The organism is Mesorhizobium sp. U510, from assembly GCF_059180695.1.
Genome location: NZ_CP180532.1, coordinates 2,675,197 through 2,696,743, shown reverse-complemented (window position 1 = coordinate 2,696,743; position 21,547 = coordinate 2,675,197). Strand labels below are relative to the sequence as shown.

Here is a 21,547-nt window from a genome sequence, read left to right as displayed (position 1 = left end):
CTGTGGCATTTTTTGAAGAGCGGAGACGACGGTTCTCATCAAACCCTCTCCAACAGCAGGTCGGCGTTGTCCTCGAGCCTGGAGCCGGCGTACCGCTTTAAATTCACCTGGGTGAGCACACTCCCGACTGGAACTGCGACGGATCCACCGGCCCGGAGCGACTCCAGAACGCCACGGGCGATGCTGCGCCTCGTCTTGGCCCATCGAACGGCAAAAAGCACTGCGTCGGCCCAGCGCTTCAGGAGCCTGGTTTCGGGGCCTCCGAGTCCCAACGGCCCGTTGATGATGACGACGTCGTAGACCGAGAGAAGTTCTTCGGTGAACTGGGATTTGTCGACCGTGGACAGAAGCGTCAGCAGATCATCCGAAGGTGCTGGAGCGGCCATGAGATCGATGCCGACTTCTGGCATTCTCGTGATCGCATCCTGGAGCACGCAGCGTTCACTCACATAGTCTCCAAAGGAGTTGTGAGCCTTGATGGTGCCGAATTCGCCACGAAACTCGTTCGTGAGGCGCGCGTCCTTGCGGTCGAGGTCGAGGAAAAGCACCCTTCCTCCCAATCGCGTTGCCGCCAGCGCCAGACTCCACGCCAACTCTGTCTTGCCATCGTCGAGGATGCTGGACGTCACGAGGACGATGTGCGGCGGCTGCCCCCTTCCCTGAGTTGGCGCCGCAGTGACCAGAAGGGATGTCGCCGCGCGACTGAACGGCGAGTTCTGCTGGCCCAGAACCAGATGCCGCAATTGTTTGGCATGGAGTCCCGAAACCTTGGGAAGCAGTCCTACGCACGGGATCCCAAGCTCGGCTTCGGCTTCAGCTTCGCTGCGCAAGGTCTGGTTGAACATGTTACGGATCAGGACGAAGACCGCCGCCATCAGACCAAATACGATCATGCCGGGTGGAACCAGGAAGATTCTCGACAGGGTGCTGGGATTTGACGGCGGCCATGCCGTCGACAGGACCGCTACACCTGGCGTGGGAGCGGCGATGCGCCGTATCAGGTCCTGCTGCCGGCTAAGGAGCTCGTTGTAGTGCTGTGTCACGATGGTGACCTGCGGCTCAAGGGCACGCAAGCCGGAAAGCTGGCTCGCAGTGTCGGCCACGGCCGCGTCGCGCACCCTCTTGCGGTCTTCGAGAGCCGCAACCTGGGCGTGGTAGACGTTTGCCTCGGCGGCGATGCGCGCGATGCCCTGCTCTATCTCACGGTTGATCGCATTGCCCAGATCGCCGTCCGCAGCGGCACCCGACTGACGTGTCAGGAGGTCGGCCAACACAGGCGATCCGATTTCTTCAGCGATGGCCGATACAGGGGCGCCCGCCTTTCGCAGGTCCTCGATATGGTGAAGGCGCGATTCCGAGGCGGAAAGATTGGCTTTCGACAAGAAGATCTGTCGGCCGAGCTCCGCTGTCTCATTGGCCGCGTTGTTGGCCGCGCTTTGATCAACGGCGCCATGTGTCAGCCGGTACGTCTCCAGCCGATCGGTCGCGTCGACCAGGTCCCTTTGTACTTGCGGCAGGCTGGCGACCAGCGATTCCAGTTCGCGCTGATCCGATGCACGCCGTTTCTGTACGAGATCTTCGATATACACCTGAGCGAATGTGTTCGCGACAAGCGCGGCACGTACCGGACTGGTATCGGTGAAGCCGATGGTGATGACGCGCGAGCGCAGCTCTTGTCCGACCCTCATTCCGCCCCGCAGCGTCTTCAGCGCGGCCGCATCCGCAGCTTCCGGACTTTCGGCGGCAGGTCCACCCTTCGACCAGACCCGGCTCAGCAGGTTGCCCACGAACGAGCCTGAGGTGGGCGGGACGGCACTGATGCCGCTTTTTCCGGCGGCGTCGGCTGCCGGCGGTTGGCGCAGTGCCGTCAGAACTCGGCGCAGGTGGGCTTGCGACGAGAGCATCGTCAGATGGTCATCGATGCTCGAATCCAGCGAGTCCTGGGCGGTCGCCGTAGGGTTCGAAGTGCCGGTGCTCGGGGCGTCTATGATGATCTGGGTCGTCGCCTCGAACAGCACCGGACGAGCAAAGCCCGCGAGGCCGGCTAGTATGCCGCCCAGAAGGGCCACGGCAAGCAAGAGCCATTTTCCCGTCGCCAGAGTGACCACGAGCTGATGGAAGGGAGACGGCGGTTGCACGGGCTCGCGCGGCGGTCGCCTCATCCGCGGATTGGTGTCGAGCGTAGCGACGGCCATCTGCGTGGCACGCGGAAGCCTGGCGCGGCTGGCTATGGAACCTTCCATCTCAATCCCCTGTCAGTTCGATATCGTAAGAAGCGTGCGTTGCCGGCGCCGATGGCCGCATGGCTTCGTTGCGCCATGCCTGGAACATCAGCAGCGGCCACAAGTCACGGAAATGATCCTGGTTTCCATGCAGATGATCGCGCCAACATGCGTCGACCTTCGCACAGTCGATGACCCCATCTCCGGACAGGCGTGTCGTGGCAATGATATCCGTTGCCCAGTCGCGCAGGGGTCCTCTCAGCCAGGCTCCGATCGGAACGTCGAAACCCTGCTTGGGCCGATCGACCAGTCGGCGCGGTACATAACGATCAAGGAGCTGGCGCAGTATCCATTTGCCCTTGCCACTTCGGACCTTGGCGTCGGTTGGCAGTCGCCAGGCGAATTCAACGACGCGATGGTCCAGGATCGGGCATCGCCCCTCGAGGCTGTTGGCCATGGTGGCACGATCGAGCTTCACCAGGATGTCGCCGGGGAGATAGCCGGTCATGTCGTCGAACAGGAGGCGCGACAGCAGGCCGTCGAGTTGTGTGGCGCTGGCATTGGATGCCGCTGGCTTGTGATGAAGAAGCTTGTTGGTCGAAGATTCCGTCAGCCGCTGAAGCAGTTGGTCCTCATTTGCCGCCGCGAACAGGCGGGCGAGGCGGTTCAACCGGTCACCGCGCAATCCGTGCCGCATGTTCGCCGAAAGCGGCAGGCTGCCGAACATGTCTTTCTGGGAGGCCTGGGCCAGCAATCCTGCCCCCGCCGCCAACATCCGCCGAAATGATGATGGCAGCTCATGCTGCCTTCTGAGGCGGGTTGCCAGGAAGTGTCGAGAGTAGCCCGCGAAGCACTCGTCGCCGCCATCGCCCGACAGAGCCACGGTGACGTGCCGCCGGGCGAGGCGCGACACCAGCAGCGTCGGTATCTGCGACTCGTCGGCGAACGGCTCGTCCCAGATCCTCGGCAACTCCGGGATGACCTCAAGCGCCGCGGCCGGTGAAAGATGAAGTTCCGTATGGTCGGTGCCCAGATGCCGCGCAACCGCGGCCGCATGAGGGGCCTCGTCGAACCCGCTCTCGCCGAACGCTATGGTGAACGTGCGAACAGGCGTCGGGGACTGCGCCTGCATCAGGGCGACGACCGTCGAGCTGTCAATTCCACCCGACAGAAAGGCGCCAAGCGGCACATCGGCAACCATTCGTTCTTTGACGGCAAGGCGAAGCAGGCTGTCGAGTTCGGTCGTAAGGTCCTCGTCGCTGCCGGCGATCGGATCCCGCTGCGCCTTGCAGGCGACATCGGCCAGCGACCACCAGCGGCGAATGCGATGCGCAAGCGAGCCGGCGCCGCGGGCATTGGCGAAATCCTCCGCCGTCACCGACAGGACTGAACCGGGCGGCAGCTTGAACACGCCCTGCCAGATGCAACGGTCATCCGGCACCCACCCTTTCGAAAGCATCGTCGCCGCAGCATCGACATCGAGTTCCGGGGCGAAGCCCGGGAAACAGGTGATCGCCTTCAGCTCCGAGGCGAAGACAAGCGCTTCACGTGTCGAGGCGACATAGAGCGGCTTTTTGCCCATCCGGTCGCGGGCGAGGTGGAGAGTCCGGTTCTTCAGATCCCATAGCCCGAAAGCAAACATGCCGGCGAAGCGCGCAAGTGCCGCCTCGAGACCCCAGCTCTCGATCGCGCACAGCATCACTTCCGTGTCGCTGGTGCCGCGGAAATGGTGGCCCGCCCCTTCCAGTTCGCGGCGCAGATCGCGAAAATTGTATATTTCGCCATTGAAGGTAATGACATACCGGCCGCTCGCGGAGTGCATCGGCTGGCGACCCGCCTCCGACAGGTCGACGATGGCCAGACGCCGGTGCCCGAAGGCGATCCCGGCTTCACGGCTCGTCCAGAATGCCTCGCCATCGGGCCCGCGATGACGAAGGGCCGTCATCATCGGCCCGATCGCCCTGAGCGCGTTGGTATTGGCTGCATCGGGCGCCAAGAGGATTCCGGCGATCCCACACATTCTAATATCTCCTCTGGCGAACGATCGCGGGGATCGCCTGCGGCGTTCCGGCGACAAGGCAGAGGGTCACACAGAACCACACGATCGGATGGCGGATGATCAGGTGCGGAGCACTGAAGACAGCGATCGAAGCCACGAGCGCCACGAGCGTGTCCTGTCTCGCGCCCCAGGCGGACAAGGCGGCCGAGCCGAGGATCCACAGCAAGGCCAGGACTGAAATCAGGCCACCCTGAGTGTAGAGATCGAGGATCGTGCTATGGGCCTCGAAAGGCCGCGGCAGAAACTGCTGATCGACTGTGGAGGGACGATCAAGGTGCGGGCCTGGTCCGAGACCCAGCGATCCGGATCTTGCTCCCTTGTCCAATGCCTCGTCCCAAAGCTGGAGGCGAAGTGTCGCGGTTTCCGCGGTTGCTTCCCCGCCCTTGTCCTTGGTGAGGCTCTTGGCGAAGTTTTCGGCGTTGGCGGCCTCGCTGAGGGCGTAAGGCGCGATGGAGACCGCCAATGGAAGGAATGCAACGGTGAACAGGAGGGCAAGTTGCCGTGAAAGGCTGACCTTGCCGCCGTCGCTAGTAAGCCATGCCCGAACCCTCAGCCCAAGAAGGATCAGGCAGGCCAGGATCGTCGTATAGAGATAGGTATCGCTCTTTGTCAGCCTTCCGACATAGAAGGTGAGGATCAGGCTGGACAGCCCGAGACATCTTCCCCATGGATTGCTGGTGGTTGTGGCAAGATGCAGGGCCAGTGGACCGAGGAGCGCGCAGTAGAGCGCAAGCTGGTTCGGATTGTCAGACCAACCGCTGAAGCGGTCCCAGAACCAGGGGTGGACGCCAGACTGATGGATCCAGCCGAAACCAAGCCCCACCTGGATGACAAAGCCTGCATTCGCGACAGCGATCATCCACCAGGCGATACGGCGTAAACGGGAAGCAGCGTTGGGTTCCGCGGCTGCCAGGCAGGTAACGCAGACCAACAGCACGTACGCCATCGTGTCATGCATCAACGGATCGAGGAACAGCGTGGTGGTCAGAAAGCCGATGATGGACCCCACGCCCAGGGCAAGCGTCAGGATCACCCAGAAACATGCAAGTTTGGTGAGGGCCGGCGTAACCTCCAGTCGGCCGCCGGCAAGGATGCGGGTGATCGACAGCAATATCCAGAGCGTGAGGAACAGTTCGCTGTAGCCGAACGGCAGCCCGGGGATGCTGAGCTGCACCGCGTAGGACATTGCGATGCCGAAGGCCAGGATCACATCACGGATCATTGCCGCGCCTCACCCAGTCGGGGGCCCCGCGCACCCTCTTCCCTCGAGATCACGGGCGCGGGCCGAGCAAGACTGCCGCGGTATTTGCCACCGAGGACAGTCTTGTACAGATCGCAATACTGGTCGACGACCCACGACAGCGAAAAGCGCTCCCGCACGAGGCCGACGGAACGGCTGCCCATGACCTTTCCACGGGCGCGGTCGGACAGAAGATCGACTATTCTGGACGCCAGGCCATCGGCATCGCGCGGCGCGACGAGATAGCCATTCCAGCCATCTTCAACCACGTCATTGCAGCCGGGCATTCTCGAGGCGACGATTGGCAACCCGGACAAACCCGCTTCCAGCAGGACGCGCGGAATTCCCTCGCGATACTGTGTTGGAAACGCGAACAGATCCGCCATGCCAAGGAGAGCTGGAACGTCCCGCCTTGGCCCCAAGGCGACGACGTAAGGAGCATATTGCTCGATATCGGACCTGCTGACCGCGAACGGACCTTCAGAGTCCTGCGGACCGACAAGCACGAAACGCGCATTGGGCCTCTTGGAGAGGACGCGGGGAACCGCCTTGATCAGGGTCGGAATCCCTTTCTGGCGAGTCAGCCGACCGACAAAGATTACGACTTCGGCCGACTGAAGCCCAAGCTCCTCGCGCATGGCGGCGGCCGAAGGGCCACGGTACCTTGCTGTCGAGAATGCATTCGGGTCGATGCCAGAACTCCGGATCAGTCGCCCTTTGCCGCGACCCACCAGCCGATAGCGGTCGAAGAAGGCCTGATCGTCACGATTCTGGAAGACCGTCATGGCTGTCCAGAGTGACGCCAGCCCCTGAAGGCCACAAAAGACCGGACGTAGCGCCAGCGCCCGCGGTTCCCGTGATGAGAATGTCCAACCAAGCCCATTGATGGTGCGAATGACCGGAACCTGCCCGCGCACGGCCAGAGGCGTGAGGAGGTTGGGCTTGGTGTCGAAACTTTGAACAATGTCCGGACGCAAATCGGACATCAATTTACGGATCGCGCTGACAGCTCCCCATTCTCCACCGCCACTGGCAAAGCGGTCGAACCCAAAGCTGCGATGCGGAATGCCGTGAGGCGAAAAGGCGTCTCCGGCATCGCTCGAGACGGCAGTGACCCGAAAGCCCCTTTCGCGCAGCGCCAGGAGGAACGGAATTCTAAGCCGGTGATCCTCGCCTCCTATGCAAACCAGATGTGGACTCATCCTGTCCCTCCTGGATGCCGGCAGAATCCCAACCGCGCAAAGCCGCTGGCCCTGTGATCTGTTCACGGCCCGGCTTCATCGCCCCAGTACGCACAACACCCAGCCTCACGCTAGGAGCAGGCTTGCGCGTTGTCCTCGTCTGTTTAAATGAAGCAAGGGATTGGGCGGTGCGGCGATGCAGCGGCAACCGCTGTCGGATCGATGAGTTGAGCGGAAACTCATTCGTTCTAACGATGCCAGGGCCGACATGGTCGCGTAGGACACGGCAAAGCCAATCAGCAAAACAAGGGGGCTGTGTTGGAGACGTCGGGGTACCCGCGTTTAGAAAGCCGTTTTCCACGTGCCTTGCCATCCGTTGGCGGTCCGACAACGGATCAAGATGTTGTGATAGCTCGCAACAGCAGCCCTCCAGACGGCTTCACATGGAAACAGGCCTCCACCCGCCCTCTGGATATGGGCGGACCAACCACCCGTCTCTTCCCGCGGATGGGCGACGACTTCTCCGAAAAATCGGCGTTCTCGCACCTGGAGCGGGTTGTCGAAAAATACCCGGCCAAGATCGCGATCAGTGACGGCTCTACGTCCCTCAGCTTTTCGGAACTGCTCAACGCAGTCCAAAACCTGGCGGCTGCGATTGCCGGTTCCACCCCACCAGGCAAGGCGGTCGGGATTCTGATCGGAAATACCCTCTGGTATCCGGTGGCCATGCTCGCCGCCATGCGGGCCGGCAGGCCCGCCGTGCCGTTGAACCCCCGGGATCCATTTCAGCGCCTCGTCGCAATTTCGACCAGCGCGCGGCTGGCCGCGATCATCAAGCCAGGGCCAGGCAAACCGGCAGGCTGGCCGGATGCTTCCTCGCTTGAATGGATCGACGCGACAAGTTGCACGGCCGCAACGCCGGATGGCAGCCTATCGGCGTTGCCGCCCGAAGTATCGGTCGATGCTCCGGCAATCGTTCTGTACACGTCAGGCAGCACCGGAGCGCCGAAGGGCGTCGTGAACAGCCAGCGGGCGATCCTCCAACGCGTTCAGCAATATGTGGATGCCTGCCACTTCGGTCCCGACGACGTCTTCATGCCGCTGACCGGGCCGGCGACGATCGCGGGATGCCGCGAGATGATGACCCCGATGCTGTGCGGCGCCACATTGTACCTCTCGGATATAGAGAGCGCCGGCATTCGCGCCGTCCGCGACAATTTCGAGAAATGGCAGGTGACGGTCGTCTATCTTGTGCCGGCGCTGCTGCGCGTGTTGATGAATGGTTCTGCGCCCAACACATTCTCTTCCTTGCGGATCGTGCGGGTCGGCGGAGAAAAGATTCTATGGTCCGATATCGACCGGCTCCGCGACAGCGTCCCCGAGTCCTGCCTTGTCCAGATCAGCTATTCGTCCACGGAAACGACCGGCACGCAATGGTTCCTGCCGAGGGGCTACCAGGAACGCGGCGCAACGGTCCCGGTTGGCTTCGTGCTACCCGGCATCGAATACACCGTCGTGGATGAGAACGCATGCGAGGTCGCCCCGGGCGATGAAGGAGAGTTGCTGATCAGAGGCAACTACTCCACGCTTGGCTACTGGACGGATGGGGAAAACGTCCCTCTCCAGGCGAACTCCGGCAACCCGCTGCTTCGAATCTTCGCAACAGGTGATCTGGTCAAGGTCGACGACACCGGAATGATGTGGATCGTCGGACGAAAGGGACGCCAGATCAAAATAAACGGAAGGCGGGTCGAACCCGCCGAACTGGAACTCGTCCTGCGCCGGGCGCCTCAGGTGGATGATGCCGTTGCGGTGGTGACGGACTTGAACGAACTGGTGGCCTTTGCCGTCCCCGCCAGACCTGGCGGAAGCGAGTTCATTGCTGAATTGCGCGACCTGATCAGGACGGCCCTGCCGCCGGCTGTTCATCCGACGCGCCTGCACAGTGTTGCCGAGATACCGCGGCTCAAAGGCGGCAAGGTCGACGGTGTCAAGCTGCGGGAACTGGATCGCGCACTGAACGCGCAAGGCGCCCAGAACACGCCCATGGCCCGGCAGGCGGCAAACCCGCTTGATATCGAAGGCACCGCGGCGGTCGTATGGGAGAGAATTCTCCCGGGCAAAAGGGCAGCTGGCAGCCGCTGGGACGATGCCGGCGGCGATTTATTGAAATTGCTGCAATTCGTCATGGAACTGGAAACGGCTCTGGGGCGGGAACTCAACCTGGACGCGTTCACGGTCGGGATGAGTTTCGCCGATGTCGTCCGGGCAGCGTCTCCAGGACAAGACACAAGCAGCTCGCTTGTCGAGGCTCCCGACCCGAGACCCGTTTTGTTCATCGTGCCCGGATCGATCGGTTACGGTCCAAGCCTGGCTGCCTTCGGCGCCGAGATGGGCAATGTCGCCAGGGTTGTTGCCGTGCGCTACGGGGATCTGAACGATCTGCTGAAGGGACATGGCACGATACCGCGGATGGTGGATGCGGTTGTCGACCAGATCAACCAGGCCCAGCCCGATGGCAATGTGAAGCTGATCGGTTATTCGCTTGGCGGCGGCGTCGCCTTCGAGGTTGCCGCCAAACTTGCTGCCGCCGGTCGGTCGGTCACGTTCCTGGGAATCCTCGACACCAATATCGGGCCTGGACAGCACAACTATCGTGAAAGACTCGCACGCACCGCCCAGCGCATCCGCACGCATCGCGTGACGGTGGATCGCATGATTTTGCGGGCTCTGGCAAAATTGTTTGCCCAATTTGGCGCCGAGGCTTTGCTTGCGAGGGGTATCGACTGGCTGAAATGGAGGAGCTTCGCCAGAACGCGATTCATCTTGCGCCTTGAGCTCGAAGAAGTCCTGCGGATGCGCGCATTTGGCCAGTGGCTCGCGCAACCGAAGCCCACATTGCCGATCACCGCCACCCTGTTTCGATGCAGGCGCACAGGCGTTCCGTCAGACCTTGGCTGGAGTGCTTTCGTCACAGGCCTGAACATAATCCCGATCGTCGGCGGGCACCTGGACATGCTCGTTGAACCCTATCTCAGCCACAACCGTCCGCTGATAGAAAAAGCCTTTGTAGTGAGCGGCACATAGCGGGTGATTCGCGCACGCGGAGGCTGAATCCAGACCGGATGCCCGTGTATCTTGCTGACGGATCCACAACAAATCCGCTGGCACTGCCGTCGTAGCGAGAACAGCCTGGTGCTGCGTCGCCGCGCTGAAATATCCCTAAATAATCAACAAGTACCAGGACCCGGGCAGCCTTCCCGTCGCATAGGCTCTCCTTGCCATGATCAACGATTCTATCAATGGGCGCCGGTATTTGATTTGGCCCTAATATATCCTTTCCAATAGGCAGGCATGGGGCACCACCGAATCGGACGTAAGGATATTTGCATGACAACCCTCCACTATGCCTCGGGTGGGTCGGCCTCCGAGGTCGCAACCGCCGGGTTCAATCTTGTCGACGTTTCATCCGTGGACGAACTCAACGCCTTGCCGGCTGGCACGAAAGGTCTGGTTTGGCTGGATGAAGCCAATGGCGCAACCTCGTCTTTCATTGACAAAGTCACGCCCTTCATCGGCAACCCGAAGGTGTTCGGCTTCTTCCTCGTCGACGAGCCCGATCCCACGGGCAAATGGGGAACCTATGCCACAGCCGACAATCTGAAGGCGGAATCCGACTGGATCCACACCCACCTGCCCGGCGCCAAGACCTTCATCACCATGATGAACATGGGGTCTTCGGCTGATCCCGATTTTTCAAACACTTTCAATCCCGCCAACACGCATATCGACTATTACGGCGTGGATCCCTACCCGGTGCGCACCGGCACAAGCACCGTCGACTACAATATGATCGACAGGACCGTGGCCGCGGCGGTCGCCTCTGGCGTTCCGCTCAGCCAGATCGTTCCGGTTTATCAGACGTTCGGCGGCGGCAACTACACCACCGATACGGGCGGCCAATATGTCCTTCCCAGCGTCGCCCAGGAGCAGACCATGCTGGACCACTGGGCCAAGGTTGCGCCATCGCCCGCCTTCGACTATGCCTATGCATGGGGCTCTCAACAGGGTGACACCGCGCTTGGCGATTTGCCGGCGCTGCAGGCCCTCTTCCTTCAGCACAATCAGAGCACCACCAGCGTGCCTTCGACCGGCGAAACAACTCCGCCCACCAGCACTGTGCCCCCTCCCAGCACGGTGCCCCCAACCAGTACCGTGCCTTCGAGCAGCGATCACACTTTCTACGGCACGGGCGGCGCGGATGTGTTTCACAGCACCACCGGCGTAGATACGATGATCGGTGGCGGCTACAACGACACCTACTATGTCAACAACGTCGGCGACAAGGTGGTGGAACTGTTGGGCGGCGGCAACGATACTGTGCTGGCATCGGTGAGTTATGCGCTGTCGGCCGGCTCGGAGATCGAGCACCTCGCCACCACAAGCAAGTCCGGCACTACGACCATGAACCTCAAGGGAAACGAGTTCTCCCAAACCATAGACGGAAATGCCGGCAGCAACGTCATCAACGGCGGTGGCGGGAAAGACGTGCTGACGGGAAATGGGGGCAAGGACTTCTTTTTCTTCAATGCCGCCCTCAAGACCGGCAATGTCGACAAGATCACCGATTTTAATGTGACCCAGGACAAGATCGTGCTCGACCACAATGTGTTTACCGGCCTTCAAGCGGGCGCCCTTCCCACCTCGGCGTTCCACGAAGGCAGGGGTGCGCACGACAGCGGCGATCACGTCATCTATAACAGTTCGACCGGCGCCCTGTCTTTCGACAGCGACGGCGAGGGTGGCGCACATCAGATCCAGTTTGCCACCCTGTCTCAGCATCTGTCTTTGACTGCGTCCTCGTTCATCGTAGCGTGAGCCTTGGGAAACGTCAGACCCTGATCACAAGGGTCTGACGTTTTCTTGAATATACCTCAATATACTTCGGTGAAATACTTTGATGGAACGAACCGCTCCAACGAGCATTGGTCCATCATGAGCACTCGCGGCATCGAATTCCTGCAGAAATGGGTGGAGGATAATGTGCCGCCCTATTCGAAATCCGACCCGACCCTTGCGGCCAAACTCGCCGAGCAAGTGACGGCGGACGCCATCAAGGCGGGAATTCGCCCCGAGGAAATCTCGGAAGAAGTCGGAAGCATGTTGACCACCATGCTTGAAGTGCTCGACCAACGCGATACGAAATGATTGCGCGGCCAGTTGCATTGACAACGTCGCACAGGTCCACGGCCAACACGCCTGCTGCTCGGCCGAAGTGAGGTCCCCACCACTTCATGATTACCAGCCAAGCCAGTGTTTTTGGCTTTTATCGCCTTGGTCAACCCGGGACGGTCTCGTACTCTTCCAAGACTCGCGCGATGATCTTGTCGAGGTCGTGAGGTTCAGCACCGTTGACTTGTATCAAGGGCCATCCATCCTGGCGCAAGCACTTGCCGATCTCCCTTGAGATATCGGCCTGCCTCAAGCCCCTGTCCACGCCGAGTTCGAACAGGAGGACCTCCAGGAGCGGTTGCTGCGCATGCCGATCCATAAGACGGCGGCGCAGCGTTTCCTGCGGCGCATCGATCTGGATAAGGAGGTCTGGTCGCGGCATGAACGCCAGGCAGTCACGAACCACGTCAATGCTTGGAGTTCGCGCCAGCACAACCAGCGCGCATAAAGCCTGGATTAGGCCCTCTTCGAAAATGAAATAACCTTCCGATTGCTGCGCTTGACGCCATGACTCGCACAGCAGGGCGATATCGACCTTCATGCGCCATGACCATGTGCGGCTTCGTAGTGGGATTGACGCCAGAAGCCGCGCCGCGACACCATCCTTCGGCAGGGTCGACAGCAAGACTGGGCCGGAGGTGGCAATCTTTTTGCCAATGCGCCCAATGCCATGGCGTACTTCCGGACCATCTTCCTGGGCCGACCCATATTCAATCAGGCGATACCCGTTCACTGTCTTCACGTTGATGCCGTGTTTCGCCATCCCCTGGCAGAGGCCGCGAAGAAGTGTGGTCTTGCCTGCACCAGGCGGCCCAAACAACTCGATGATCATCACGCAATGCCCAAATGTCTCCGAGCAAGCAGTCATTCGCCTGCATGTCAAAGATTAGCCGGATTACGAGCCACACCAACGTTCGTTTGAATGACCTTTCATATATGCCGGAGGCACGCGGGATTGGCCCTTGGCAAGCGTCTCAAGATCGGGGACCTCCGGGCGGACCGGCCGTTCCTGAAGGGGAATTGGAGAACTTCCTCGAGGCCGGGGGCGGGAAAGCGCTGTCTGATCAAGATTGAGGCATCATCCGAATGATTGATGAAAAGATTTCGGTGGCGAGTGATGGTCGACGTTCAGCTTGGTGGGGCCCTGAATGTCTTCAGCGTATTTGCAGTCTGAAGCGGTGAATCAAGACCTGCGGGTGGATTGTCGACCGACGACGACCCGCGGATGGTCAGATATTCCCGAATATGCTCTTGACGAAGGGGAACTCCTCTGGCGCCGCTATCAGCGGATGGGCGCCGGTTTTGCTGACATTCCCGTCTTCGATCACCTTAGAAACGTCGCAAGGCAATATCCCGACAAGCTCGCGATCGGCGACGGCGTCAATCGCCTGACTTATTCCGAGCTTTTCAGGGCTGTCGAGACATTGTCGTACCGTATCGCTGCCGTCGTTCCCGAAGGACAGGCGGTCGGAATCCTTCAGGCCAACTCGGCCTGGTACGCTGTGGCGATACTGGCGAGTATGGCGGCCGGGCGGCCTTCGGTTCCGCTCAACATGAGAGATCCGGGCTCTCGGATCATCGAGATTGTGAATGCCGCACGCCTCGGCGCCATTATAGGCGCTGGAAACGTTCGCCCAATCGATTTGCCGCAGGAAGTCCTATGGATCGATATTGCGGCTGGCGTCGCGCAGAACGGTCAACAGGCATCACAGCAGCCACAGCTCCCTTCGGTTTCCGTCGATGCGCCCGCAATGGTGCTTTACACATCAGGCAGCACAGGACGCCCCAAAGGCATCGTCAACAGCCAACGCAGCCTGCTGTGGCGGGTCCGGCAATATGTCGACGCGTGCCATATCAACGCGGATGACGTTTTCCTGCCGCTGACCGGGCCTGCCACGATTGCCGGTTGCCGGGAGATTTTTACCGCACTGCTGACGGGCGCCACGTTGCACCTTCTCGAGGTGGAGGCGGTCGGCCTCCGCGCAGTCCGTGCTCGGGTTCAAGCCGAAGGTGTGACGATCGCCTATCTTGTGCCGGCGCTGCTTCGAGCACTGTTGACCGACGCCCCTCCTGACGCTTTCCAGTCGCTCAGAGTGGCCCGGATCGGTGGCGAGAAGGTATCGTGGACGGACATCGCCTTGCTGCGCAAAGCCGTTTCGGACCAGTGCCTGATCCAGATCGGCTACTCGTCAACCGAGACCACCGGCTCGCAATGGTTCCTGCCGCAGGATTGGCCGGAGCAAGACGCATCGATCCCCGTCGGCAGGCTGCTTCCCGGGATGGCATTCGCCATTGTCGACGAAGCAGGACACGATGTCGGGCCAGGCGAGAGTGGAGAGCTTCTGATCAGAAGCCCCTATGTTCTGCTTGGTTATTGGGAGAACGGCGTCGTCATTCCCGCGCGGCCGGACCCGGACGATCCCGGTGTGCGGGTTTTTGCGACGGGCGACCTCGTTCGGCTGGACGATGATGGCCTGTTGCGCATCGTCGGCCGCAAGGGGCGCCAGATCAAGATCAATGGTCGACGCGTCGAGCCCGCCGAGCTCGAACGGGTCCTGCGTTGCGCGCCTTCGGTGGCGGATGCCGTGGCAATCGTGACGCCGGCCGAGGAACTCATTGCATTCGCGGTTGCAAAGCGCTTCGCCGGGGCTGCTTTCGCGGAGGAGCTTCGTCAGCTCGTCAGAACGACGTTGCCGGCGCCGCTGCGTCCCTTGCGGTTGCACACCATCGCGGAGATCCCACGCTTGCCGGGAGGCAAGGTTGACCTGGCAACGCTCACCGAAATGGATCGTACGGAGAGAAAGACCGCGCCAGCCGTCCAGCCGCCCGCTGCCCGACCGCTCCCCACAGGAGGCCAACTGAATACAAGGCAAATGGTGCAGCACGCGTGGATGCAGGTTCTCAACACGGGCGCTGCGGCTGGAAATTGGGATGAGGCGGGGGGAGATTCGCTGCAGCTGCTGCATTGCGTCATGGCGATCGAGAGCGCCATAGGGCAAGAGCTCGGCCTCGAGGCCTTCACCGTCGGTATGAGCTTCGACGAGATGGTTGAGGCTGTCGTATCCGCACAGGCGGGCGAACGACACGCCAAGAAGCATCACCCTCCGGTTCTTTTCCTGTTTCCAGGGTCCGTCGGTTATGGTCCGAGCCTGGCTGCGTTCGCAGCCGCCATGGGCAAAGTCGCCCGGGTGAACCCCATTCGATATCCTGGCCTCGCTGCGATATTGGACGGACGTAACAGTCTCTCTGCCATGGCTGCCGCCGCACTCGAGCAGATAGACCGCGCCCAGCCTGACGGCCCTGTGCGACTTCTCGGCCATTCGCTTGGTGGCGCGGTTGCGTTCGAGGTCGCGGCGCGGCTTCTGGCGGCCGGTCGATCGGTAAGGTTTTTGGGTATCCTCGATACGAGCCTTCTGGACGAGCCGAGCAACCATTGGGAAACACTTACCCGCACGTTCCATCGCATTCGCACCAATCGCATATCCGCCCACCGGATGGCTTGCCGAGCTCTTGCCAAGATCACCGTCGCCATGGGTTGCGAGGCGTATCTCGCCAGGATTCTCGACCGCTTTGGCAAGGGAGAGTTCAGCCCGACAAGCTTCAGAACCAAACTGGAACTGCAGGAAGTCTTGCGGGCGCAGTCTTTCTTCCAGTGGCTCGCGGCACCCAAACCGGCCCTGCCCATCTCCGGCACCTTGTTCCGATGCCGTCGGGAGGGAATGCCTCGGGCCCTGGGCTGGGAAAGTGCTCTGGCACATTTGGACGTGGTTCCGATCATCGGCAACCACATCGACCTTGTCATAGAGCCCAATCTTGCCACCAACCGCCCGCTCATCGAGACGGCCGTCGTGCAGACCTACTCCCCGGCCGAGTCTCGCAAAAGGGAGGATCTGTCATCGACGTGATCTCACATTTCAGCAAGGACATGCTGGTGCTCGATGCTCGTGCGGAGGTCGATCGAATTGTTGACACCTTGCGCAAGCAGGTTCTTGGCACGCTCCGCCGTCGCGGAGTGGTTGTCGGCCTTTCCGGCGGCATCGACAGCTCCGTCGTCGCGACCCTGTGCACACGGGCGTTCGGCAAGGACAAGGTCTTGGGCCTGTTCATGCCGGAGCGCGATTCCTCCGGCGACTCCCTGAGACTTGGCCGCCGGGTCGCGTCACAGCTTGGCATTGAGAATATCCTGGAAGACATAGGCCCGGCAGTGGAGGCCGTCGGCGCCTACCGTCGGCAGATCGAGGCGATCCGGACCGTCGTTCCCGACTACGGGGACGGCTGGAAATGCAAGCTGGTGATCGAACCGGTTCTCGAGAGCAACGGCCTCAACATCACCCGGCTCACCGTCCAGGATCCGGAGGGCAAGGTCGACACGGTGCGTCTGTCGCCTGCTGCCTATCTGCAGATCGTCGCCGCAACCAACTATAAGCAGCGTCTGCGCAAGATGACGGAATACTACCACGCCGACCGCCTCAAATATGCGGTTGCGGGGACACCAAATCGTCTTGAGTACGACCAGGGGTTCTTCGTCAAGCAGGGTGACGGAACCGCCGACGTGATGCCGATCGTCCACCTTTACAAAACCCAGGTTTACCAGCTCGCGGAATATCTCGGCGTGGACGAGGAAATCCGCCAGCGGGCACCGACCACCGACACATTCTCCATGGCGCAAAGCCAGGAGGAGTTCTACTTCGCGCTGCCCTATCATCTGATGGATCTATGCCTCTACGGCCTGAACCAAGGGATCGCCAACGACGAGGTCGCGGCGGTTGCCGGCCTCACCGAGCCCCAGCTGCAGAAGGTTTTCAAGGACATCGACGCGAAACGGCGGGCCGCCCACTATCTTCACGCACGGCCTTTGCTCTCCGTGGAAATTGGCGAGGATTGAGCGGGAATGTGCGGCATCGCTGGAATTGTGGCCCTGAACGCCGCGGCGGCTTCTCCTTCACGCGAGGCGCTGATGAGAATGGTGGGCACGCTCTCGCACAGAGGTCCGGACGAGCGCGGCCTTTACCGGGACAAACGCGCGGGGCTGGCGCATGCCCGCCTGTCCGTCGTCGATCTTTCCAGCGGCCAGCAGCCGCTTGCGGACACAGGCGATACGACCTGGATCGTGTTCAACGGCGAGATATTCAACTATGTCGAGCTGCGGGAAAAGCTGATTGCGCTCGGCCACCGCTTCCGAACCCGCAGCGACACCGAGGTCGCGCTGCATGCGTATCGCGCGTGGGGCGAAGCGGCCTTCGAGCGGATGAACGGCCAATGGGCGATCGCAATCTGGGACTCAATAGCAGGTCGTCTCGTCCTGTCGCGCGACCGGTTCGGCATTTGCCCCCTGCATTTTTGCGAGCATGCGGGCCGCCTTTATTTCGCCAGTGAAGTGAAGGCCATTTTCGCCGCCGATCCAACCATCCCCCGCGCGTTTGATCCTGCCGGCCTCGATCAGACCTTCACGCTCTGGACGGTCGTTCCACCGCAGGGGGTATTTCAGGGAATCCACGAGCTCGTGCCCGGGCATGTCCGCATCTACCAGGATGGCACTGTTCGCGAGCAGGTCTTTTGGCAGCCTTCCTACCCCGAGAATATTGGAGCGCTGCAGGGCGAGTTCACCGGGTCGTGCGATGACGCGGTGGACCGCGTGCGTGGCGCCCTCGAAGCCGCGACGGCACTTCGAATGGTGCGCGCCGACGTGCCTGTGGGGTGTTACCTCTCGGGAGGGCTGGACAGCTCGCTTGTGGCGACACTGGGAAGGCGCTTCGCCGGCCGACGCTTCCAGACCTTCTCCTTGCGTTTTGCCGACGCCGAATATGACGAGACCCGCTTCCAGCGGCTGGTTGCCGAAGCAACCGGCAGCGAACACCACGAGGTGGTGGTTTCGCGCGGCGATATCGCGGCAATCTTTCCTGAGGTGATCTACCACACCGAGCGCCCGATACTGAGGACCGCCCCGGCGCCGCTGTTCCTGCTGTCGAGGCTGGTGCGCGAGCGTGGCATCAAGGTCGTGCTGACCGGCGAGGGTGCCGACGAAATGTTCGCCGGCTACGACCTGTTCCGCGAAGCCAAGGTCCGCCGATTCTGGGGACGCCAGCCGACGTCGACACGACGCTCACGCCTCCTGGAGCGGCTTTACCCGTATCTCACCCGCTCGCCGGTGCAACAGCAAGCGATGGCGCGCCAGTTTTTCGGGCGCGGGATCGAGGCCTATGAGGCGCCCGGCTTTGCCCATGATACGCGCTGGCGCAGCACCGGCGCCATCAAGCGCCTGTTCTCCGCGGATCTGCGCGCCGAATCCCAGCGCCGCGACGCCGTGTCGGAGTTGCTTGGCCGTCTGCCCGAGGCGTTTTCGCGCTGGAGCCCTCTTGCGCAGGACCAGTATCTTGAGGTCCAGACGTTGATGTCGGGCTATCTGCTTTCCTCGCAGGGCGACAGGATGCTGATGGCTAACTCCGTCGAGGGACGCTTCCCATTCCTGGACGATGAACTTGTGAGGCTCGCCAATTCACTTCCGCCTTCCTACAAGCTGCGTGTCCTCGATGAGAAGCACGTGCTGAAACGCGTGGCGGAGCCAATCGTGCCCTCCGAGATCGTAACCCGCAAGAAGCAGCCATTCCGGGCACCCAATGCGCTTTGCTTCGCTGCCGACGCCGCACCGGAGTACATTCGCGAAGCGCTTTCGGAGACGGCTATACGCAAGGCGAATGTTTTCGATCCGGCTTCGGTCACACGGCTGCTCGACAAGTGCCAGGCCAGGACCGGTGACGGTGATCTTTCCAATGCCGACAACATGGCGCTTGTCGGCGTGCTGTCGACCCAGCTCCTTCACCAGCAGTTTGTCGCGAGCTGTCCCAGTGCAACCCACGTGCGTGGACTCAGCGTCGACGTCGACCGCGAACATCGGGAGGAGCGCTTGCATGTTGCATGATGCCGTACCCCTGCTGCATGACTACCTCGCCCACTCCGCCGGCCGGCTCGGCGACAAGGTGGCGCTGGTGTGCGGCAAGCAACGTGTCACCTATGGCGAGCTCGAGGCGCGCGCCAATGCAGTCGCCACAGATTTGGCCGCATCAGGGGTCGGGCGCGGCGACCGCGTGATGATCTTCGCCGACAACACCGTCGAGACGGTGGTGAGCTTCTGGGCGGTGCTCAAGGCGAATGCGGTGGTGTGCATCGTGAACCCGCTGACCAAGAGCGACAAGCTTGACTATCTGCTCAACGACTGCCTACCCGCGGCGCTGATCACGGACGCGCATCTGCACTCGATCTTCCGCGAACCGGCGCGCAGCTGCCCGTCACTTCTGCGGACGATCGTTTCCGGATCGATCGATGACGACGAGCTCTCCCGATTGCCGCAAGCCGTACGCTGGGACATCGCGGTCGCCGCCAGCGCCAAGCCGCCGGCGCGGCGCTGCATCGATATCGATCTTGCCGCCATCATCTACACGTCCGGCTCGACAGGGGAACCCAAGGGCGTGATGCTGACGCACAGGAACATGATTACCGCATGCACGTCGATCGCTTCCTACCTCGAGCTTGCCGAGGACGAGGTGATCCTCAATGTCCTGCCCCTCGCCTTCGATTACGGCCTGTACCAGATGATCATGGCGTTTCGCACCGGGGCCCGGCTGGTGCTCGAACGTTCGTTCGCCTTCCCGGCGCAGGTCCTTGGGCTGATCAGGCAAGAAGGGGTTACGGGTTTTCCCGGCGTGCCGACCATCTTTGCGGCACTCTCCGAGCTCAAGTCCCTCAAGGACCAGGATTTCTCAAGCATTCGCTACGTGACGAACACCGCGGCGGCCCTGCCTCTCAAGCATATTCTCATGCTTCGGGAGCTGTTTTCGAGCGCACGCATCTATTCGATGTACGGCCTCACCGAATGCAAGCGTTGCACCTATTTGCCGCCGGAGGATCTCGCGCGAAAGCCGTTGAGCGTCGGGATTGCGATCCCGAACACGGAAATGTGGATCGTTGACGAACATGACAGGCGGGTCGCCGCCGGCGTCGTCGGCCAGCTCGTCATTCGCGGCGCGACAGTGATGAAGGGATACTGGGGCAAGCCCGAAGCGACGGCCAGGAAGCTCAAACCCGGCCCGCTGCCCGGCGAGCAGGTCCTATACACCGGCGACTACTGCCGGATGGACGCGGAGGGCTACCTCTACTTCGTCGGCCGTGGTGACGAGATCATAAAGTCGCGAGGCGAGAAGGTGGCGCCGAAGGAAGTGGAGAACGCCCTTATGGATATTCCCGGTGTCCGGGAAGCAGCGGTCATCGGTGTTCCCGACGAACTCCTTGGGCAGGCCGTGAAGGCGTTCGTCGTGATGGAGAATGGAAGAACCATCGGCGAAAAACAGCTGCAGATGGAATGCCAGAAACGACTGGAAAACTTCATGGTTCCGAAGTCCATCGTCGTTGTGGCCAGCCTGCCGATGACGGATACCGGCAAACTCAAGAAAACAGCTTTGTCATGAGGTGGGCTCGGGGACGAGGTCGCTTAATTTATGGTGTCTTACAGAGGGCGAATTCATGTTGACGATCAAGGACCGCACCGGAATCTACAGCGAGCAGATCCGCAGTTTCCTGGTTTCGAATTTCTACGTGAGCGACGTGAAGACATTGATGAACGACACGTCCTTGCTCGATCAAGGCATCGTCAACTCGACGGGAGTGCTTGAGATTATCGGCTTCATCGAGGAGACCTTTGGCATCATCGTGGAAGACAGCGAGCTCTTGCCTGAAAACCTCGATTCCATTCAAGGGATCGAGCAATACATCATCCGCAAGATGAACTGATTGCCGGCGCAAAGCCCGGACCGGTTCGCGCAATTGCTCTGGCTTTCGGCACGCTCATGCCTGCGCCTTGGCTTGTCCCAGAACCACCCGGCCCTCGCCCGCTTCATTCGACACAGCGCGGATGTTCTCGTATGCCTTGCTGCGCTCCAGCAGTCCCATCACCTGCCGGTCCTGGCCAAGGCCGACCTCGAAGAGCAGGGTGCCGCCAGGCCGCAAGTATCGTGGCGCGTCCTTCATCACCCGCATGTGGATGCTCAGGCCGTAAGGGCCGGCCGCGAACGCTTCGCGCGGCTCGAGTTCGACCAGATGCGCTCGGTCGCCCTCTAGCCGCTTTTCCGAAATGTAGGGCGGATTGCAGACGATCACGTCGATCGTCCCGTCGAGCCCGAGGCCCGAGAGAGCGTCGAACAAGTCGCCCTGAAGCACCGAAACGCGGTCAGCCATGCCGTGATGGGCGGCGTTGCGGCGCGCCACGTCGACGCATCCATCGGTGAGGTCGCTCGCCCAGACACGTGCGGTGGGAATGTGGTGGGCGATGGCACACGCCAGATTGCCAGTGCCGCAGCACATGTCGACGATGCGCGGCGCCGGCAGGTTCATTTGATGCAAAACACCAAGGGCCGTCGTGCCCAGCAATTCCGTCTCTGGCCGGGGGACGAGCGCACCGGGCGCGACGAGCAACTCAAGTCCCATGAAGATGGCGCGGCCCGTACCATAGGCGTCGGCGACACTGAACTCTTTGCTCATGGCGACCCCACTGGTTTGATCTTCCCAGTATAGCTGTTCGGCATTCCTGCGCCAGTCAAACCTGTCGTTGGATAACCCGGCA

General features: G+C 61.4%; 14 protein-coding genes. 8 read left to right on the top strand and 6 right to left on the bottom strand.

Annotation, left to right across the window (positions count from 1 at the left end):
- Nucleotides 1-38 precede the first annotated feature (38 nt).
- From ACLGL5_RS14665 to ACLGL5_RS14650, 4 genes are read right to left on the bottom strand one after another with little or no spacing between them, the layout of a single operon-like run.
- On the bottom strand, nt 39-2,243 hold the full coding sequence (locus ACLGL5_RS14665; protein WP_069091381.1) for a GumC family protein: 2,205 nt from the start codon (nt 2,241-2,243) through the stop codon (nt 39-41).
- A 1-nt stretch (nt 2,244) separates the two neighbouring features.
- On the bottom strand, nt 2,245-4,242 hold the full coding sequence (gene asnB / locus ACLGL5_RS14660; protein WP_069091380.1) for an asparagine synthase (glutamine-hydrolyzing): 1,998 nt from the start codon (nt 4,240-4,242) through the stop codon (nt 2,245-2,247).
- A gap of 1 nt (nt 4,243) precedes the next feature.
- The gene (locus ACLGL5_RS14655) at nt 4,244-5,503 is read right to left on the bottom strand and encodes an O-antigen ligase family protein (RefSeq protein ID WP_069091379.1); all 1,260 of its coding nucleotides are present in this window, start codon (nt 5,501-5,503) and stop codon (nt 4,244-4,246) included.
- Nucleotides 5,500-6,723, bottom strand: a complete 1,224-nt coding sequence (locus ACLGL5_RS14650; protein WP_064986334.1) for a glycosyltransferase — start codon at nt 6,721-6,723, stop codon at nt 5,500-5,502. Before ACLGL5_RS14650 ends, ACLGL5_RS14655 begins: the two co-directional genes overlap by 4 nt.
- A 486-nt stretch (nt 6,724-7,209) precedes the next feature.
- Here ACLGL5_RS14650 and ACLGL5_RS14645 point away from each other — a divergent pair, with 486 nt between their 5' ends.
- From ACLGL5_RS14645 to ACLGL5_RS14635, 3 genes are all read left to right on the top strand, one after another.
- Nucleotides 7,210-9,789 (top strand): AMP-binding protein, encoded by a 2,580-nt coding sequence (locus ACLGL5_RS14645; RefSeq protein ID WP_494372929.1) that lies wholly within the window; start codon nt 7,210-7,212, stop codon nt 9,787-9,789.
- 303 nt (nt 9,790-10,092) lie between these two features.
- Entirely contained in the window at nt 10,093-11,580 is a 1,488-nt protein-coding gene (locus ACLGL5_RS14640; RefSeq protein ID WP_494372928.1) for a calcium-binding protein, read from the top strand.
- Between the two features lie 117 nt (nt 11,581-11,697).
- Nucleotides 11,698-11,910, top strand: a complete 213-nt coding sequence (locus tag ACLGL5_RS14635; RefSeq protein ID WP_019860134.1) for a DUF768 domain-containing protein — start codon at nt 11,698-11,700, stop codon at nt 11,908-11,910.
- A gap of 130 nt (nt 11,911-12,040) precedes the next feature.
- On the opposite strand, the gene ACLGL5_RS14630 is transcribed toward ACLGL5_RS14635, so the two are convergent.
- Nucleotides 12,041-12,766: an AAA family ATPase gene (locus ACLGL5_RS14630; protein WP_064986330.1), complete on the bottom strand. Its 726-nt coding sequence runs from the start codon at nt 12,764-12,766 to the stop codon at nt 12,041-12,043.
- Between the two features lie 316 nt (nt 12,767-13,082).
- Here ACLGL5_RS14630 and ACLGL5_RS14625 point away from each other — a divergent pair, with 316 nt between their 5' ends.
- Genes ACLGL5_RS14625 through ACLGL5_RS14605 form a run of 5 tightly spaced genes read left to right on the top strand, consistent with a single transcriptional unit; the run spans nt 13,083 to nt 20,718 of the window.
- Nucleotides 13,083-15,839, top strand: a complete 2,757-nt coding sequence (locus ACLGL5_RS14625; protein ID WP_069091376.1) for a non-ribosomal peptide synthetase — start codon at nt 13,083-13,085, stop codon at nt 15,837-15,839.
- Nucleotides 15,836-16,819, top strand: coding sequence for an NAD(+) synthase (nadE, locus tag ACLGL5_RS14620; protein ID WP_083246621.1), 984 nt, complete (start codon nt 15,836-15,838; stop codon nt 16,817-16,819). The genes ACLGL5_RS14625 and nadE overlap by 4 nt, the downstream gene beginning before the upstream one ends.
- 6 nt (nt 16,820-16,825) lie before the next feature.
- On the top strand, nt 16,826-18,853 hold the full coding sequence (gene asnB / locus ACLGL5_RS14615; protein WP_038644781.1) for an asparagine synthase (glutamine-hydrolyzing): 2,028 nt from the start codon (nt 16,826-16,828) through the stop codon (nt 18,851-18,853).
- Nucleotides 18,843-20,396 carry a class I adenylate-forming enzyme family protein gene (locus ACLGL5_RS14610; protein ID WP_069091375.1) on the top strand — a complete coding sequence of 518 codons (1,554 nt, stop codon included), beginning with the start codon at nt 18,843-18,845 and terminating at the stop codon, nt 20,394-20,396. Before asnB (ACLGL5_RS14615) ends, ACLGL5_RS14610 begins: the two co-directional genes overlap by 11 nt.
- A gap of 55 nt (nt 20,397-20,451) precedes the next feature.
- A complete protein-coding gene (locus ACLGL5_RS14605; RefSeq protein WP_494372927.1) occupies nt 20,452-20,718 on the top strand; it encodes an acyl carrier protein in 267 nt (88 codons plus the stop codon).
- Nucleotides 20,719-20,772: 54 nt separating this feature from the next.
- On the opposite strand, the gene ACLGL5_RS14600 is transcribed toward ACLGL5_RS14605, so the two are convergent.
- Complete coding sequence (locus ACLGL5_RS14600; RefSeq protein ID WP_019860143.1) at nt 20,773-21,465, bottom strand: N5-glutamine methyltransferase family protein; 693 nt, start codon at nt 21,463-21,465, stop codon at nt 20,773-20,775.
- Between the last annotated feature and the right edge of the window lie 82 nt (nt 21,466-21,547).

What these genes read in the sequence shown, in the direction of transcription:
- ACLGL5_RS14635 (WP_019860134.1), top strand. Translation starts at nt 11,698, where the DNA reads ATGAGCACTCGCGGCATCGAATTCCTGCAGAAATGGGTGGAGGATAAT.
- ACLGL5_RS14640 (WP_494372928.1), top strand. Translation starts at nt 10,093, where the DNA reads ATGACAACCCTCCACTATGCCTCGGGTGGGTCGGCCTCCGAGGTCGCA.
- ACLGL5_RS14625 (WP_069091376.1), top strand. Translation starts at nt 13,083, where the DNA reads ATGTCTTCAGCGTATTTGCAGTCTGAAGCGGTGAATCAAGACCTGCGG.
- ACLGL5_RS14665 (WP_069091381.1), bottom strand. Translation starts at nt 2,243, where the DNA reads ATGGAAGGTTCCATAGCCAGCCGCGCCAGGCTTCCGCGTGCCACGCAG.
- ACLGL5_RS14655 (WP_069091379.1), bottom strand. Translation starts at nt 5,503, where the DNA reads ATGATCCGTGATGTGATCCTGGCCTTCGGCATCGCAATGTCCTACGCG.
- ACLGL5_RS14600 (WP_019860143.1), bottom strand. Translation starts at nt 21,465, where the DNA reads ATGAGCAAAGAGTTCAGTGTCGCCGACGCCTATGGTACGGGCCGCGCC.
- asnB (WP_038644781.1), top strand. Translation starts at nt 16,826, where the DNA reads ATGTGCGGCATCGCTGGAATTGTGGCCCTGAACGCCGCGGCGGCTTCT.
- ACLGL5_RS14605 (WP_494372927.1), top strand. Translation starts at nt 20,452, where the DNA reads ATGTTGACGATCAAGGACCGCACCGGAATCTACAGCGAGCAGATCCGC.
- ACLGL5_RS14650 (WP_064986334.1), bottom strand. Translation starts at nt 6,723, where the DNA reads ATGAGTCCACATCTGGTTTGCATAGGAGGCGAGGATCACCGGCTTAGA.
- asnB (WP_069091380.1), bottom strand. Translation starts at nt 4,242, where the DNA reads ATGTGTGGGATCGCCGGAATCCTCTTGGCGCCCGATGCAGCCAATACC.
- ACLGL5_RS14630 (WP_064986330.1), bottom strand. Translation starts at nt 12,766, where the DNA reads ATGATCATCGAGTTGTTTGGGCCGCCTGGTGCAGGCAAGACCACACTT.
- ACLGL5_RS14610 (WP_069091375.1), top strand. Translation starts at nt 18,843, where the DNA reads ATGTTGCATGATGCCGTACCCCTGCTGCATGACTACCTCGCCCACTCC.
- ACLGL5_RS14645 (WP_494372929.1), top strand. Translation starts at nt 7,210, where the DNA reads ATGGGCGACGACTTCTCCGAAAAATCGGCGTTCTCGCACCTGGAGCGG.